The 15,731-nt window shown below is 33.5% G+C and carries 13 protein-coding genes; 2 read left to right on the top strand and 11 right to left on the bottom strand.

All coding sequences use genetic code 11. From position 1 onward, the window contains the following. The first annotated feature begins 2 nt into the window (after window positions 1–2). On the top strand, window positions 3–749 hold the full coding sequence (locus J8M14_RS02810) for a succinate dehydrogenase/fumarate reductase iron-sulfur subunit (RefSeq protein WP_211072857.1): 747 nt from the start codon (window positions 3–5) through the stop codon (window positions 747–749). 105 nt (window positions 750–854) lie between these two features. On the opposite strand, the gene J8M14_RS02805 is transcribed toward J8M14_RS02810, so the two are convergent. From J8M14_RS02805 to J8M14_RS02795, 3 genes are all read right to left on the bottom strand, one after another. Next, window positions 855–2,144 (bottom strand): polysaccharide lyase family 7 protein, encoded by a 1,290-nt coding sequence (locus J8M14_RS02805; RefSeq protein WP_211072854.1) that lies wholly within the window; start codon window positions 2,142–2,144, stop codon window positions 855–857. Between the two features lie 384 nt (window positions 2,145–2,528). Next, a complete protein-coding gene (locus J8M14_RS02800) occupies window positions 2,529–3,347 on the bottom strand; it encodes an NAD(P)H-binding protein (protein WP_211072852.1) in 819 nt (272 codons plus the stop codon). Further along, window positions 3,340–5,721: a M28 family peptidase gene (locus tag J8M14_RS02795; RefSeq protein ID WP_211072849.1), complete on the bottom strand. Its 2,382-nt coding sequence runs from the start codon at window positions 5,719–5,721 to the stop codon at window positions 3,340–3,342. The genes J8M14_RS02800 and J8M14_RS02795 overlap by 8 nt, the downstream gene beginning before the upstream one ends. A gap of 216 nt (window positions 5,722–5,937) precedes the next feature. Here J8M14_RS02795 and J8M14_RS02790 point away from each other — a divergent pair, with 216 nt between their 5' ends. Then, a complete protein-coding gene (locus tag J8M14_RS02790; RefSeq protein WP_211072847.1) occupies window positions 5,938–6,408 on the top strand; it encodes a CBS domain-containing protein in 471 nt (156 codons plus the stop codon). Here J8M14_RS02790 and J8M14_RS02785 read toward each other — a convergent pair. The 8 genes from J8M14_RS02785 to J8M14_RS02750 all read right to left on the bottom strand — a co-directional run bounded on the left by J8M14_RS02785 (window position 6,403) and on the right by J8M14_RS02750 (window position 15,725). Then, on the bottom strand, window positions 6,403–7,128 hold the full coding sequence (locus tag J8M14_RS02785; RefSeq protein ID WP_211072845.1) for a hypothetical protein: 726 nt from the start codon (window positions 7,126–7,128) through the stop codon (window positions 6,403–6,405). The two genes, J8M14_RS02790 and J8M14_RS02785, sit on opposite strands and share 6 nt — an antisense overlap. Before the next feature lies 1 nt (window position 7,129). Next, window positions 7,130–7,480, bottom strand: coding sequence for a DUF2116 family Zn-ribbon domain-containing protein (locus J8M14_RS02780; protein ID WP_211072842.1), 351 nt, complete (start codon window positions 7,478–7,480; stop codon window positions 7,130–7,132). Window positions 7,481–7,536: 56 nt separating this feature from the next. Then, window positions 7,537–8,439 carry a histone deacetylase gene (locus J8M14_RS02775; protein ID WP_211072839.1) on the bottom strand — a complete coding sequence of 301 codons (903 nt, stop codon included), beginning with the start codon at window positions 8,437–8,439 and terminating at the stop codon, window positions 7,537–7,539. A 4-nt stretch (window positions 8,440–8,443) separates the two neighbouring features. Next, window positions 8,444–9,931 carry a hypothetical protein gene (locus J8M14_RS02770; protein ID WP_211072837.1) on the bottom strand — a complete coding sequence of 496 codons (1,488 nt, stop codon included), beginning with the start codon at window positions 9,929–9,931 and terminating at the stop codon, window positions 8,444–8,446. Window positions 9,932–9,948: 17 nt separating this feature from the next. Further along, on the bottom strand, window positions 9,949–11,427 hold the full coding sequence (locus tag J8M14_RS02765; RefSeq protein WP_211072835.1) for a hypothetical protein: 1,479 nt from the start codon (window positions 11,425–11,427) through the stop codon (window positions 9,949–9,951). Between the two features lie 80 nt (window positions 11,428–11,507). Further along, window positions 11,508–11,828 carry a GIY-YIG nuclease family protein gene (locus tag J8M14_RS02760; protein WP_211072833.1) on the bottom strand — a complete coding sequence of 107 codons (321 nt, stop codon included), beginning with the start codon at window positions 11,826–11,828 and terminating at the stop codon, window positions 11,508–11,510. 54 nt (window positions 11,829–11,882) lie between these two features. Beyond that, window positions 11,883–13,949 carry a methionine--tRNA ligase gene (gene metG / locus J8M14_RS02755; RefSeq protein WP_211072831.1) on the bottom strand — a complete coding sequence of 689 codons (2,067 nt, stop codon included), beginning with the start codon at window positions 13,947–13,949 and terminating at the stop codon, window positions 11,883–11,885. A 114-nt stretch (window positions 13,950–14,063) separates the two neighbouring features. Next, complete coding sequence (locus J8M14_RS02750; protein WP_211072829.1) at window positions 14,064–15,725, bottom strand: DUF1501 domain-containing protein; 1,662 nt, start codon at window positions 15,723–15,725, stop codon at window positions 14,064–14,066. Between the last annotated feature and the right edge of the window lie 6 nt (window positions 15,726–15,731).

Here is a 15,731-nt window from a genome sequence, read left to right as displayed (position 1 = left end):
CTATGAATCTTACATTAAAAATATGGCGTCAGAAAGACGCTCAGTCCAAAGGAAAGATAGTAGATTATCCAATATCCGGAGTGGAGGGTGATATGTCTTTCTTAGAAATGTTGGATGTGTTGAATGAAGAATTGATTGGTAAGGGCGAAGAACCGGTAGTATTTGATCATGACTGTAGAGAAGGAATCTGTGGAGCGTGTTCTTTACAAATCAATGGAGAGCCTCACGGTCCTGATAGACTGGTAACTACTTGTCAGCTGCATATGCGTAAGTTTAATGACGGAGATACGATTTATATCGAGCCTTTTAGAGCAAAGGCGTTTCCTGTGATTAAAGATTTAATGATTGATCGTAGTTCATTTGATAGAATTCAGCAAGCCGGTGGGTTTATTTCTGTAAATACTTCCGGAAATACTATTGATGCTAATGCAATACCTATTCGTAAAGAGGATGCTGATGAAGCTATGGATGCTGCTACTTGTATAGGTTGTGGTGCTTGTGTTGCAGCTTGTAAAAATGCTTCGGCAATGTTGTTTACCTCTGCCAAAGTTTCTCAGTTTTCATTATTACCACAAGGTCAGGTTGAAGCAACTGAGCGTGTGATGGCTATGGTAAATCAGATGGATGAAGAAGGATTTGGTAACTGTACAAATACTGGAGCTTGTGAGATTGAATGTCCAAAAGGTATTTCTTTAGAAAATATTGCACGAATGAATCGTGAGTATCTAAAAGCGAGTTTAAAAGGGTAGTTCCTTTTATACTTGTAATAAAAGAACAAAAACTGGAGTCTATTTAAAGACTCCGGTTTTTTTGTTTTACAAAGTAAATTTAAGTGTATTTTGCTTTAGCTTAAATTAATGGAATACCTCTAGTTTGTTAATGGCTACACTTCCATAATCTGAGCTTTTAAAGCTTTTGCCTTTCATAGACTGCAGGTAACAGCCCGCTTTAAAGTAATTTTGTTTGGCTGCTGCTTGTTGAGAGGTAAATATGGTTCTAATACGATTTCCGCTATTATTAAGCTCATATAATTTTACTACACTATTCTGGTACGTTAGTTCAAAATATAGTTCTTCTCCTAGGTTAAAATTACCAACCGTTTTACCACCACCTTCAAGTTCTTCGGTTACATATCCATTAATTCGTAATTTAACAGAACCACTGGTTTGATTGGCTGACCCTTGACATTGTACCCGAATAACATCATCAAAAAAGTCAGTTTTATCATGTATCTGTCCAAAACATACTTTTCCAGAGCTTGGTAGACGATCCACTCGTACCCTCCAGCGCATGCGATGTTCTTTATTTGTTGTGCCATCCCAGAATATATTATTGCTGCCATTGGAGGTTAGTTCTCTTAGTTCCATTCTAGGGTTGCCTGAACCAGATGAGGTATCACTGCCAGCCCAAACCTGAAATGTTGCCCAATTATTATTAACAAAGAACCAATTTGAATTTGTATACGAAGAAAGGCTAGGAATAGCATCTACATAATTATTATTAGATATAGTGCCGCTTAATCCATTAAGTTTCCAATTTACTAAACTTAGTAAATCATATGGAGTGTCAGCTCCAGATCCAGGACCTGGATCTGGGTTTCCTCCACATAGTTCTACAATATCGAATTTTTCCCAGGATAAAGGGTTTGTACGGTTACAAGTCATGGGTTGGTTACCATTTTCTGAACTGATATATTTATTATTATTTCCTTTAATTGAAAATTTACCATTTCCAACATCGGTAAGGGTAAACTTCTCCCATGCTCCAATTTGTGTACGATTACAGGTGATGGGTTGGTTGCCATTTTCTGAACTCACATATTTACCATTGTTCCCCTTTAGAGCGTATTTTCCTCCGCCAACATTTACTAGGGTAAATTTTTCCCAGATATCTTGATTGGTACGATTACAGTTCATGGGATTTAATCCATTTTCTGAACTTACGTAATTACCATTATTTCCTTTTAAAGCAATGGAAGTGCAATCACCTAAAGCTTTGGCTGATACAATATCAGACTCGAGTATTTCATCTGATAATTCTTCATTTACACATCCTCCTAAAAGAATAAATGCAAAAGATAATAACATCATTAGTGGTTTGGAACAGGATCTGCGGAACAGATTCTGATTGATTGAGTTTTTCATGAGTACAAAGTTTGTGTTGATTTTTAGTTAAACATTAAATTGGTCAACCAATTTAATGTTTACAAATGTATAATTTAAATGTTAATAAACAGATGTTTATATAATTTTTTAAGTGTTAAAATGTAAAAATGGTAATTGAAAATTATTCAGATTAATAAAAAATTAAATTTGGATACTGTTTTTAAGTGTTTATATCATCAGAAAGCCCAAGAAGATAATGATGAGAAGGAAAAGGAATTTGATTATAATATGAAATAAGAATTTAGAGTACATAGATTTCATAATTTTAAATTAGAAGAACGTTTCAAACTCCCCAATTCATATTGCGAAGAAAACAAAGAATGGATTCTTTTAATTAAAAGATTTAGACTTAAAAAGGTTTTTTCAGAATGAATCCAATCCTACTTTAAAAGTATATGCTAAAATATCATTCACTTTATTAGATTCGATTACCTTCCCTTTAGAAATAGTTTCAAAATCATAATCTGGTTTTGGTAATTCCATTTGTTCACAAGCTTTAGAATAGTAAGCGGCTTTTTCGGGATGATCAGGATAGGAAGCATTAAATACTTCATTCCAATGATTAGTTTCAATAATCTTTTGAATTACACCAATACAATCTTCCAGATGAATAAGGTTTACAGGTGCTTTAGGATTTTTGACATGCTGCCTTTTGGATAACATAGTTGCAGGATGTCTTCTGGAATCAAATAAACCTGCGAATCTCAAAATCGTTGTTTCGAATTTGTTATGGTTTTGCAGTAATTGTTCTACTTCAATTAGTTGTTTTCCGCTATTTGAGGTTGCATTAGGCATTGTTTCTTCAGAAATCAAAGGAAATCCCTCCTGATCTGCAAAAACGGACGTAGAGCTCACGAAAAGCACGTTTTTTACATTAGATTTTTCGATATGTCGAATTAGACTTCGAATTTTGGCCACAAAATTAACTTCCGGGTTTCTTCGCAATCCGGGTGGGACATTAATAATTAGCAATTCGCTATCAGCTAAGAAAGATTGTACTTCACCCGCTACACCCGTTTCTTTAAGAATGATATGGTGTGGTTCGACTGTGTTGCTTTTCAGCTGTCTTAATTTTCGTAATGATGTAGTGCTACCTTTAACAATATGCCCTTTTTCGACCAAAGCTTTGGCAAGTGGTAATCCTAACCATCCAGTGCCAAGAATACTAATTTGTTTACTCATCGGTTTCTATTGGTTCAGGAGTTTGAGGAATAGTATCCGCGACTTTTTCAATTGCTTCGAAATCTATTTTTTTCTTCACCATTATGGCATCGTTGACAACAAAAGGTTTTGGAATCATCGTTTTAGGACGTTCTGCAATTTCGAATAAGTCATTTTTTAGTAAATCATATGATGCTTCATACATGATGATTTCAGGAATGGAGTCTTTATGAAACTGCATTCTGAGTTCCAAAGGTTCATTATCTCTTATGTAATAGGTTAGCAATCGATTTCTCCATCGTTTAGTAAATGCATTATAGGTGTTTCCATCATTATAACTAATATCTTTTGGATTAACTCCATTTGCCTGAAGACTTTTGAAATTAAAAGCTTTATCTACAAAAAGATCAATACGATTGATATCTCGTTGTGGGCGGATACAAATATCGATATACCTTATGTCTCCTTGTATGCTATCATAAGAGGCTTCTAAACGAGAAGATTTGATGTCTTTTAACTCTGTTTCGGTAACATAATTAAATCGATTCTGATATTTACTGTCGATAGTGTTTTGGTTGAAATCTTTAGCTATATTTTTAACACGATCAATATGTTTTTTTGTCCATGTATCTAACACATAATCGTAAGATGCCCAATAGGCTTTTCCTCTATCTTCGTTAACCAAATACACTAAACTATTAGGTTTTTGACGCTCTTCATTAAAATCCGAATAGAAGTGTGATATCACCAAACAAACTACTGCTAACCCAAAAGCAATTGTACCCAGTAAACTTCTTTTAGCATAATAACCAAAAACTGGTAATAACAGCACGCATAATAAAACGGTAAGAGCAGAGGAGACAAACAATATTTTTAATCCTAAAGCTACCGGAAAGGATGCGATAAAAGGCATCAGAATAAAAATTGCTGGTAGACATAGAATGACCATTAATATTGGAAAAGGTTTTTTCTGATTGATCATCACAAATAAGCATAGTAATGCTAATAATACTGGAATAATTAAATAACTTGCTCCAGGAAGATAAAAAGCAGCACATCCACAGATTAGAATCCAAAAGAACAGTGGTGCAATCATAATACTTGGGAGCTCTTCTTCTACTTTGTCAAAAATACTGTAAACCTTAAAGAAAGCTGCAAGACCGAGAAGAATAGCTGCTGCGATATAATAATAGCCATTATAAGTAAAACCGTGAGACATATCCTGAAACTCAGGGTAAACAATTATGATTAACTTCCATAAACCAAAACTAAGCACTCCTGCAAGTCCTAACGAAATGATAAAGGCTAAAAAACCACTACCAATCTCGCCTGGATTAATTCGTTTTCTTTTTCTACCATATACTATAAAGGTTATAAAAAGTAGCATAGCTAGTCCAATTGATGGATAAATCCAACCAAAGGGGTATTTTACCAATTTAAAAACAGGTGTATTAAAATAAAGGAAGTCTTGATCTGACTTCATATTAGTAAGATCAGCATCAGAAAAATGTGCTAACAACGGCATTAGGTAGCTTCCCTGATGTTCCAATGTATTAAGGTCGAGATTTTGCCAAGTGTCGTTAGCAGTGTGATAATCAAAATGATCATCGATAAATGCAAAATTAAACCCATTAATATCTCCGTGTTTTCTAAAAACGGTTAAATCTGTATCATTTGGTAACAACTTATAAATACTGTACGCTAATGAATTGGTCACAGGATATTGCGGATCTGCTTTCACAAATTCTTCGATCATTTTACCATTCTTACCATTGGTTTCCATCAACATATAAGAGTTTCCTCCACTTCCCCTGGCTTCAAAATTTAACACCAGACCTACATCTTTTATCCAGGGATGCTCAGAGACAAATAAATCAGCTCCGTTTAATCCTAATTCTTCTCCATCAGTAATGCAAATAATGATATCGTTCTTAGGTGTTTTTTTTTGACTTAGGTATGCTCTTATCCCTTCTAATATAGTAGCAACACCACTTCCTGCATCACTGGCACCATAGGATGAATGTTGGCTACTATCATAATGAGAGAGAAGAAGCAAAGCTTTTCCTTCTGATGATCCTTTGATTTTTGCAATTATATTTTGAGGCTTGCTTAGGTTTCCACCGTCACCGATAGAAAATCCTTCTTGAATTGTAGGGTTTAACCCCAATTTTTTAAGTTCTCCTACAATATAATTTTTTGTTTCTTCGTGAGCTGGGCTTCCTAAGTAATGTACTTCTTTAGAAATATTTTTTACGTGCTCGAGTGCTCTCATTGTAGAGAATTCCTGTTCTGGAGCATTGATTCCTGAAATCTCTCTTGGCATACTACTATAATAGGAATACCAAGCAGATACTAAAATTAGTATGAGAGTAATAATGGAAAGAATTTTTCGCATCAGTAAAGAGGTTTGTTAAGTTAGATTTTATGTGAAGAGATTATGTTTTTTACTCAATTTGTTTTGTTAGATTATAGATAATAACTCTGATTTTAACATTTTATTGGTTAAGCTAAAGGTAATAAAATAAGATTTTACTTACATAATTGTTAAAATTTGGTTTGATTAAGTAATTGGAAATCACTATATTTAAGATTCACTAAATCACTTATAATTATGGGAATAATCAGTTTTCAAGGGGCGCGATCGAAGGTAAAGAAGCAGAATGATACCCCAATTAAAGTTTCGGATTATATGACTAGAGACTTAATAACTTTTAGGCCTAACCAACCTGTTATGGAAGTTATTGAGACTTTGGTAAAACACAAAATTTCGGGCGGTCCGGTAGTAGATGAGAATAATCAATTGTTAGGGATAATTTCTGAAGGAGATTGTATCAAACAGTTAAATGAAAGTCGCTACTATAATATGCCAATTGATGATGCTAGAGTTGAGAAATTTATGGCTAAAAATGTAGAAACCATAGATGGGAATCTTAATATTTTTGATGCAGCTAATAAATTCTTGCAGACTAAAAGAAGACGCTTTCCTATCATTGAAGATGGTAAATTAATTGGTCAGATCAGTCAGAAAGATGTTATGAAAGCTGCACTGAAACTTAATAGTCAGCATTGGAGAGATCTATAGATTTCGGCGTTTCTTAGATTCTACAGCTTTTGGATCATCAGTGATGATTAGTTTATTGGCATTATCACCAGAAATAAATAAACTTTTAGAAGAATATCGATCAAAATTATGATCGGTTTCTTCCCATTTTCCTATACCTGAGACTGTAATTTCTTCTCCAATTTCGATAACTCCTTCGTGATATCGGATGGTTTTATTAAAACCAAGGAATCCAGTACTATTTTTTCCGTGTAATTTTAGATAGCTTTCCAGAAATTTTGGAGGATCATTCCAGGTTCCGGATCGATGTTCTATATCTTTAACGATATGTACCATTTTGATTTTTGGAGCAGTATTGGCTTTTATTATTGCTTTTTCTCCTGAAGATGCTATGATAAAATCAATAGCTTTCTCTTCTTTTATGATAGTATGCCAAGAAGAACTTTTACCGTTACTTCGTTTTTCTTCGACTTTGATTTGATAATAAACACATTCTCTTTTTCCGATTGGTGAGATAAGAGGTTTGTCAATAAGCCTGGCTTTTCCATTTACTTTCGCATATTCATTTTCTTTAATCAATTGGATTCTTTTGGTATCTACTTTTTTTAGTCTTCTTAGGATTCTGTTTTTGTTATTAAAATAATAAGAAACCATTGCTATAATAGCTATTCCAACAACGATTAGAATAATATAAATGTAATTATCATCGGTTATTTGGAATTTTTTAAATAATCCAAGCATATTAGCTATTTCGTTTTACAAGTGCATAAAATTCATTTTCTAACGGAAGATACCCTTGATCATACACAAAATAGTAGATGTTTCCGGTTTTGGTGGTATATATGCTCGTAAAATGTGTAAAATCAAAACCTTTGGCAATCAACTTGGTTCTGGTGGTTTTCGTTTTCTCGTTTGGATTTAACTCTCCCAAAATGCGATAGTTTTTGCGTAAACGGTTATTGATGTTTCTTACTAGATTTTTACTGTCTTTATTTAAGCTATTGTTAAAAGAATTTCGGCAATAATCGCTACAGAATTTTTTATCGGCACGACCTAGTATTTGATTTCCACAAACAGGACACTCTTTAGGCATTTTAGTATGATTTGAAGGTAAGATACGATAATTATCCGTTTACAAATGTTTAATTCTTAAAAGAAAATATCCTGAGCTAATCTAAAGGTATTTGAATGGGCTTCAATAATCGTTTTGATTTCGGGAGAATATCCTCCTCCCATAGAACACATTACGGGTATATTAAGGTTATTACAGGTTTGTAAAACGAAACGATCTCTTTCTTTACAACCAGTTATCGTACAACCTAATTTTCCTAATTTATCAGTTGTCAAAATATCCACGCCACATAAATAATAAATGAAATCCGGTTGTTGTTGATCAATAAGTGCAGGAAGTGTTTCTTTAAGAATTTTTAGATACTCTTGATCTGCAATTTGGTTAGGTAACTCGATATCGAGATCAGATACTTCCTTTTTAAATGGGTAGTTATTGGCTCCGTGCATCGAAAACGTAAACACAGAATTATCGCTCTGAAAGATTTCGGCTGTGCCATTACCTTGATGTACGTCCAGATCTACTATCAGTATTTTTTTTGCCAAACCATTTTGTTGAAGATACCGTGCTCCAATGGCTTGGTCATTTAGTAAACAAAAGGCTTCGCCGCGATCAGTGTACGCATGATGAGTTCCACCTGCAATATTCATAGCAATGCCGTTCTCCAACGCATATTCAGAAGCTTTGATAGTGCCATCAGCAATGATTACTTCTCGATCCACGAGTTCTTTGGATAAGGGGAAACCAATTTTTCTCACTGCTTTAGGATGTAGTGAAAGTTCCATTAGTTGTTTATAGTATTCCGAAGTATGAACGGCTAAAATTGGTTCAGAACCTGGAATTAACGGTTTGAAAAAGTTTTCTTCGACGCAAGTTCCCTCATGTAATAATTGTTTAGGCAACAATTCATACTTAATCATTGGAAAACGATGTCCTTCAGGCAAAGGATGTTTATATATAGGGTGATATGCTATTTTAAGCATGGGTTTATTCGGTAAACCTTGTCAAGGTAAATTTTTTATTCTTCTTGTGATATGCCCCATAGAACACTTCTTTCTCTATATTATAAACTGATATAATTGATTTCTTATCTTTTGATACATGATATTCTATGGTTTTATCAAATATATTTTTTGACAATTCAGCATCCGGGATATGCTTGTAATTTACATCAAAAATCCCTACAGAAGTAAAAGATGTACTTCCTATATATTTTTGTAGAGATGTAGTTGCTGGATTTACAGACTTATAAATGATAATAAATACAGCTCCTCCGATAGCTCCAACAGAAGCGGTAACAGCCGCCATAGCGGGGATCTCGCCACCCTTGCTCTTCTGGCTAACATGACCAGCTTTATATTCACAACTTCCAAATACGACATGGATCTTGTCATTTTTTTTGTAAGCAGATATCCCTAACTCTTCAGTCGATAGTTTCTTTAGAAAGCTTTTAGTATTGAGTTCTTTAATTTTTTCATTTCCCATCCGTTGTTTTTTTATGGGAGCATTCCTAAAACTAATATCCTGTTTTCTAGTAGCGGTATAAGAATTTAGTAATTCTAATGTATTTATATCTTTTACTTCAATCTTTAGTTCTTTTATATTGGCTACAATTTGTATCAATTGATTGTCAATCAAGAAAGAATTTGAAGAGGGAATTAGAATACTTTTTGCAATACCCGGTTTTTCGATATTAATAAGTTCAAATGAATAATCATCCAGGTTAATTTTTATGATTTGGGTATAGGATGAACTTTCATCTAGTGTAATATAAAGCTTTTCTTTTCTATGGTATATTTTGGTGTAAGCAGAGGTTTCTTCTATAGGAATTGGGAGATCTTGCTGAATATTACTAATGCTTAATATCTCACTTCCTCCATTAGAAAGAAGACTAATAGCATCAAATAATCGCTCTTTTTTGTTATGTATATCCAAAAACTCAAATTCTGATAAATCAACAACTTTCTTTTCTACCGTATAATCCTCATTAATATGATGAAATACCAAAGAAGAATTAGATCGATCAGCACTTAAAAGGATGAGTTTGTTTTTATATTCTAAATTAATTAGATATTCTAGTCGTTTCATATCAATATCCAAATCCCCTGTGTTCACTACATTTTCAGCATAATCAAACTCCATAAATGAGAATTTTCGCATATTTTTATTTGATAAGAATAGTGTACTGTGATTTTTATAAGTTTTACTTCCAACCACATTGGAGTATTTAGGAGCTACTATTGATCTTTTAAGTTCTGCAATAGTATTGTAAACACTATCAAATTTATAAGTATATACTGTTTGCTTATCAAGAAAAAAAGAGGTAAACGTTTTTTCTTCCTTATTAGGAGTAAGAAACATGTTTCGGATTTTTCTAATAGAATCTGTTTTGGGAGTAAAAGAAAATATTTCATTCTGAGCTTGCACCATGTTTAAAGACCCGAGAAATAAGAAAAATAACAATGGTTTTTTCATAAATTCCATTTAATATTTTATTTGAATTTGAATAGCTTGTATTGAGAATCATCAATATCATAATATCCGTAATGAATTTTGTTTTGGTGCAAAAATATATTTATTGCTAAAGGGTCATCTAAAGTTTCTTCGAAATAATCTACCATATCGTAGATGTTTTTTTGAATTGTTCCTTTAAGATGTTCAAAGTTTTTATCAAACCGACAGTTTATATAAGTGGATTTAGTATTGGAGTAGTTGCTGTATCCATAAAATGTAGGATTAAAACTCACCCATGCTGTACTGAAATCACCCATAGTACCACTAATCCCAAAGCTTGGTCCAAAACTGGGTGTAAAAGTTCCGCCTGATTGAGTCTCTTTAGTGCCACCTAAAATTACATTATATACTTTACCGGTTTTATATACAGAAATTCCTAAGTCAGCAGAAGATATTTTTCTTAAATATTTTGCTGTCTTTTCCATTTCCCGAACTCGGTTTTGAGTAAAAGCAGGAAACATTCCTCCACCTTCTTGTAGAATAGGAGAGTTTTTAAAAGTAATAGAATCCTCTTTAGTTATAGCATACTCTTTGATCACTTTTTCTGTGTTTAAATCCAATATAGAGAACTTCATTTTTTGGCTAGAACTAGCAATTTGAAAAAGTTTATTGTCAAAAATATAAGAATTACTCTTTTTGTACCCTTCTTCAGATTTTCCAGGCTTATTATATGTTTTAAATATTGGCTCAAAAGTATCTAGATTTATATTGCATAACTTAGTCTCCCTGTAATTGTAATCAAAACTAAATACTATTTGATTATCAAATTGATATAACTTATTTTCTTTAGAAGTTGTTTCAATTACATTAGGGTTTTGGGTTTCTATTTTGGTAATATCAATAAATGTGCTAAGAGGGTCTTTAGTATTTAGAAGAACTTTGTATGTCGATATTAATTTTGAATTATGATTTGTAAGTTCCAATCTCTTTAAAGAAATAACTTCCTTTTGAGGATTAAATTCTTCATCAAAAGTGTAAATATTTAGATCTGAAGAGTTTTTAGTAATAGTAATGAGATGAATTTTGTTTTTGTAATTAATACTCTCAACGTATTTTTCCTTTTTTAGTTTAAAATCTAACTCGATAGGTTTAGATGTATTGTTTTTAAAATCAAATATTTGTACACCAAACTTAGTGCTTTTAGTATTGCTAAAGAATAATGAATAATTTTTATCCGTAACATTATAACCTAAGATATACTGGTATTTTGAAGGAAGTACTTTTGCGACAATTTTATCTTTAATCTTGTATTCGGAATCCAGCAAGTTTGCATTAAATATTTCTTTCTCTTCCATTAACAACATAAGCTCACCTGTTAATTGGTTAGGAATGGCATAAGAATCTTTTTGAGAATATTTGTTGGATGAAAAAGCACCATCTAGTTCAAATACCTTTTCTTGAGAAAAAAAAGATGTTGAAGAGAAAAGAAATGTAAGGATATAACAGATGTTTTTCATACATTAATTCATTTTATAAATCACTTGCTATCGTGTAAATAGAAAGACTCGAAATGTCTGGTCGAGCGCAGTCGAGACCTTCAGCTATCTTCTGGCTTATAATTGTAATGTGTTGCATTTCTGCATTCTGATAAAATTTGAAGTAGGTCAAATTGATCATTTGCTAAAGCTATTTTTTTCTTAGCACTCCATTTCTTGATTTTTTTCTCAAAATAAATAGCCTGATTAATATCATTAAATTCTTGATGAAAGATTAACTTAACAGGTCTACGATAATAAGTAAAACAATTTTTGTTCAAGCCTTTTTGATGTTCTTCTAATCTTCTGACAATATTATTAGTAACCCCTGTATAGGTTAAACCATCAGAACATTGTAGTATGTATACATAATATAATTTCAACTTAAATTTTCATAGTTAGGTCTCGACTGCGCTCGACCAGACATTTTAAATTGTTTAACTTATCACTGCCCCAGGACTCACACCATCCTCATCAGGATTTAAGAATACTAGTTTTCCAGCAGGAGTTTCGGTCATAAGAATCATTCCTTCACTTTCTACACCGCGTAATTTTCTAGGAGCTAGATTTACCAAAACGGTTACTTTTTTACCTAGGACTTCTTCTGGAGTAAAATGCTCTGCAATACCTGAAACGATCGTTCTGGTATTGATGCCTGTATCTACTTTAAGCACAAGTAACTTTTTAGCCTTAGGCATTTTTTCTGCTTCAACAATAGTACCAACTCTCATATCTAATTTGGTAAAATCTTCAAAGGTAGCAGTATCTTTCTGTGGTTCTACTTCTTTGTTTTCAGCTTCGTTAGCCTTTTTAGTAGCTTCTAGTTTATCTAATTGTTTTTGGATCTCTGCATCTTCAATTTTAGAGAATAATAATTCTCCTTTTTCGATTTGATGACCTGCAGGAAGCAGTACTTCTTTAATTGCAATTTCATTCCAAGTAGATTCTGCATCAAGTGCAGAATGACAAAGAATAGATCTTAGTTTTATACTTGTAAATGGCAAAAATGGCTCTGATAGCGTAGCTAAAGCAGAAGCGATTTGTAATGCGACGTACATGATGGTCTTAGTTCGCTCTTCATCAGTTTTGATGAGTTTCCAGGGTTCTTCATCAGCTAGATATTTGTTTCCTAATCTTGCGACGTTTAATAGTTCCTGGCTAGCTTCTCTAAACCGATAACGTTCTATGGAACTAGCAATTACAGCTGGATATGCTTTTAGTTCGGTTAAAATTTGTTCATCAACTTCAGAAAAAGAGCCTGGAGTAGGAATAACCCCATCATAGTATTTATTGGTTAAGACAACTACCCGATTGATAAAATTTCCAAAAATGGCTACTAACTCATTATTATTACGTGCCTGGAAATCTTTCCAGGTAAAATCATTATCCTTAGTTTCTGGAGCATTAGCTGTTAACGCATATCTTAATACATCTTGCTTATCCGGAAATTCTTCAAGATACTCGTGTAACCAAACTGCCCAGTTTTTAGAAGTAGATAGTTTATTTCCTTCGAGATTTAAGAATTCATTTGCAGGTACATTTTCTGGTAAAACATAACTTCCTTCAGCTTTCAGCATACTTGGGAAAATAATACAGTGAAAAACGATATTATCTTTTCCTATAAAATGAACAAGTTTTGTGTTTTTATCTTTCCAATATGGTTCCCAATCTTTTCCTTCTCTTGCTGCCCATTCTTTGGTAGAAGAGATATAACCAATTGGTGCATCAAACCACACATACAATACTTTTCCTTCTGCACCTTCAACAGGAACGGGAATTCCCCAATCCAGATCTCTTGTTACTGCACGTGGACGTAATCCATCATCAACCCAGGATTTGATTTGGCCATATACATTAGTTTTCCAATCTTTTTTATGACCTTTTAGCACCCATTCTTTTAAGAAATCTTCATATTGATCTAATGGGAGAAACCAATGTTTGGTTTGTTTTAATGTTGGTTTTGCACCAGAAATCGTAGATTTTGGATTTATTAAATCTGTTGCGTTTAGTGAGCTACCGCAGTTTTCGCATTGATCCCCATAGGCTTCTTCGTTTCCACATTTTGGACAGGTACCTGTTACAAAACGATCAGCCAGAAATTGTTCTGCTTCAGGATCATATAATTGTTCAGAAGTTTCTTCGATAAACTTGCCGTCTTCATATAACTTCTTGAAAAACTCTGAAGCTGTTTCATGATGAATAGGAGCAGAGGTTCTGGAGTAGTTGTCGAAAGATATCCCAAAGTCTTCAAAAGATTTTTTGATAATCGAGTGATACTTATCGATAATTACTTGTGGAGAAACACCTTCCTTACGAGCACGCATTGGAATAGCAGCACCATGTTCGTCACTTCCGCATATAAAAGCAACATCATTGCCGGTGATTCTTAGATGTCTAGAGTAAATATCTGCCGGAACATAAACTCCTGCCAAATGACCAATGTGAATTGGTCCGTTTGTATATGGTAATGCTGCTGTAATGGTATATCTTCCTTCTGTGCTCATAATGACTAAAAAATAAGCGACAAAGGTAAGAAATGAACATAAAAAAACTGACTATTTCTCTAGTAAAGAAATAGTCAGTTTTTATTGAGAAATTATTACAGTAATAAATCTAAATTAAGAAATAATAAGAGACTTACTGTATTCAGTATCATTAGTTTGTATCAGGTACACATATTGGCCTGTACTTAATCGGGTTTTTGCTTCATCTTTTACATTGATACTATATGCTACTCCTTCCATCATCATTTCATTTCTTAGCGTAGCCACTTTTTGACCAATAATATTATATAAATCCACATTTACGTGCGCAGTTTGATTAGGAACTATATTAATCACAGGTTTATTATCATTAGTAGCATCAGAGTCATTTGAGTTAGTATAAGAAACGTTATGAACTAATCCATCTCCAGCTCCTGGAATGCTAGGATTAGTACCTGAACAATTAAACCCTAAGTCTAGCGACTCAAAAGGTCCACCATTAGTGTCTAATAATGCTCTGCCTACTGTATCTTCATCAATACATAGCCAGTCTTTCATTATCGTGGCGTAGACCCGTCTAAAATCCGTAGTATTAGTTACATTTCCTCCTCGGGTGAGATTATTCATATCAGGATGTTCTCCTGCAAAACCATTACCATTTAATGCTGTGCCAAAGAACATCATTGGAGCTGCAGTTCCATGATCTGTTCCTAACGACCCATTTTCTCTAAATCTTCTTCCGAATTCGGATATTGTGGTAGTTAGCACTTTATCATCCCAACCTGAAGCGGTAAGATCTGCATAAAAGTTACTTATTGCTTCAGAGAATGAATTTAATAATTGCTGATGTCTTTGAATTTGATTGTTATGAGTATCAAACCCTCCCAGAGTAACTAAATATACTTTAGTACCAAGATTTCCTTTAATTAATCTAGAAATAATACTTAATTGTCTACCCAAGCTATCATCCAGATACCCGCCAAAGTCAGAAGATCTCTCATAAGCTGCACTAATAACATCTGCATAGTTAAAAGTGGTATTTGTAGCTTCTCTAAGGAATCGAACTTTATCATCATATGTACAATCTTCTAGTCCGTCAAGATTATAGAATGTTTCGTTTTCGATAATCTGTAGTAATCTCCTGGGATTAGAAACCGCAAAAGAATAATCACTTTCAGGACCTTTAAAGATTAAGTTTCCAATACTTCCGATTTGAATAGATGGAGGACTGGCAGGAGGGTTAAAAAAATAGTCAGGATATATTTCTCCAAAATATCTCCCCATAAAACCAGTTCTATCATCTTCTTGTAAATTAGTATTAGCATAGATGTCTGATCCCTTAAAGTGGGAGAGAGAAGAGTCTTCATATCCAACACCGTGTACTACACGCATTTTACCATCTCCCCATACACCTTCTAGTTTATTCATGGGTTTAGGCATTGCAAATTCGTTCTGCTGCAAATTAATAAACTCACTAGGAGGTATTCGTATTAATGGTCTTGCATTAGCATAAACATCATAGTCGTATACCGGGATAATGGTATTAAATCCATCATTACCACCTTGTAATCTTACAAGAATAAGTACTTTGTCATCTGATGGGGCTTGGCTTAAAGCCATTGATAAGGGCGAAGGTCGAGAAACAGAAAGTGGCGTATTGGCCAACATCATTGATCCTCCTCCGGCAAGCCCTAGGGCTTGAAGGAAAGATCTTCTGTTCCATTTTTTATGATCTTCAGTATTACAGGAACCTTCTTTATTTACTTTTTTATATTTTGAGTGATTAGTTTCGCACATGATAAT

Source organism: Aquimarina sp. MMG016 (assembly GCF_018100805.1).
Taxonomy (GTDB): domain Bacteria; phylum Bacteroidota; class Bacteroidia; order Flavobacteriales; family Flavobacteriaceae; genus Aquimarina.
The sequence above is the reverse complement of the archived record's forward strand: the minus strand, read 5'-3'. Positions and strand labels throughout refer to the sequence as shown.

Bases quoted from the DNA above. Each gene is read 5' to 3' on its own strand.
- J8M14_RS02805 (WP_211072854.1), bottom strand. From the start codon at position 2,144: ATGAAAAACTCAATCAATCAGAATCTGTTCCGCAGATCCTGTTCCAAA.
- J8M14_RS02810 (WP_211072857.1), top strand. From the start codon at position 3: ATGAATCTTACATTAAAAATATGGCGTCAGAAAGACGCTCAGTCCAAA.
- J8M14_RS02775 (WP_211072839.1), bottom strand. From the start codon at position 8,439: ATGCTTAAAATAGCATATCACCCTATATATAAACATCCTTTGCCTGAA.
- metG (WP_211072831.1), bottom strand. From the start codon at position 13,949: ATGAGCACAGAAGGAAGATATACCATTACAGCAGCATTACCATATACA.
- J8M14_RS02780 (WP_211072842.1), bottom strand. From the start codon at position 7,480: ATGCCTAAAGAGTGTCCTGTTTGTGGAAATCAAATACTAGGTCGTGCC.
- J8M14_RS02750 (WP_211072829.1), bottom strand. From the start codon at position 15,725: ATGTGCGAAACTAATCACTCAAAATATAAAAAAGTAAATAAAGAAGGT.
- J8M14_RS02765 (WP_211072835.1), bottom strand. From the start codon at position 11,427: ATGAAAAACATCTGTTATATCCTTACATTTCTTTTCTCTTCAACATCT.
- J8M14_RS02770 (WP_211072837.1), bottom strand. From the start codon at position 9,931: ATGAAAAAACCATTGTTATTTTTCTTATTTCTCGGGTCTTTAAACATG.
- J8M14_RS02800 (WP_211072852.1), bottom strand. From the start codon at position 3,347: ATGAGTAAACAAATTAGTATTCTTGGCACTGGATGGTTAGGATTACCA.
- J8M14_RS02785 (WP_211072845.1), bottom strand. From the start codon at position 7,128: ATGCTTGGATTATTTAAAAAATTCCAAATAACCGATGATAATTACATT.
- J8M14_RS02790 (WP_211072847.1), top strand. From the start codon at position 5,938: ATGGGAATAATCAGTTTTCAAGGGGCGCGATCGAAGGTAAAGAAGCAG.
- J8M14_RS02795 (WP_211072849.1), bottom strand. From the start codon at position 5,721: ATGCGAAAAATTCTTTCCATTATTACTCTCATACTAATTTTAGTATCT.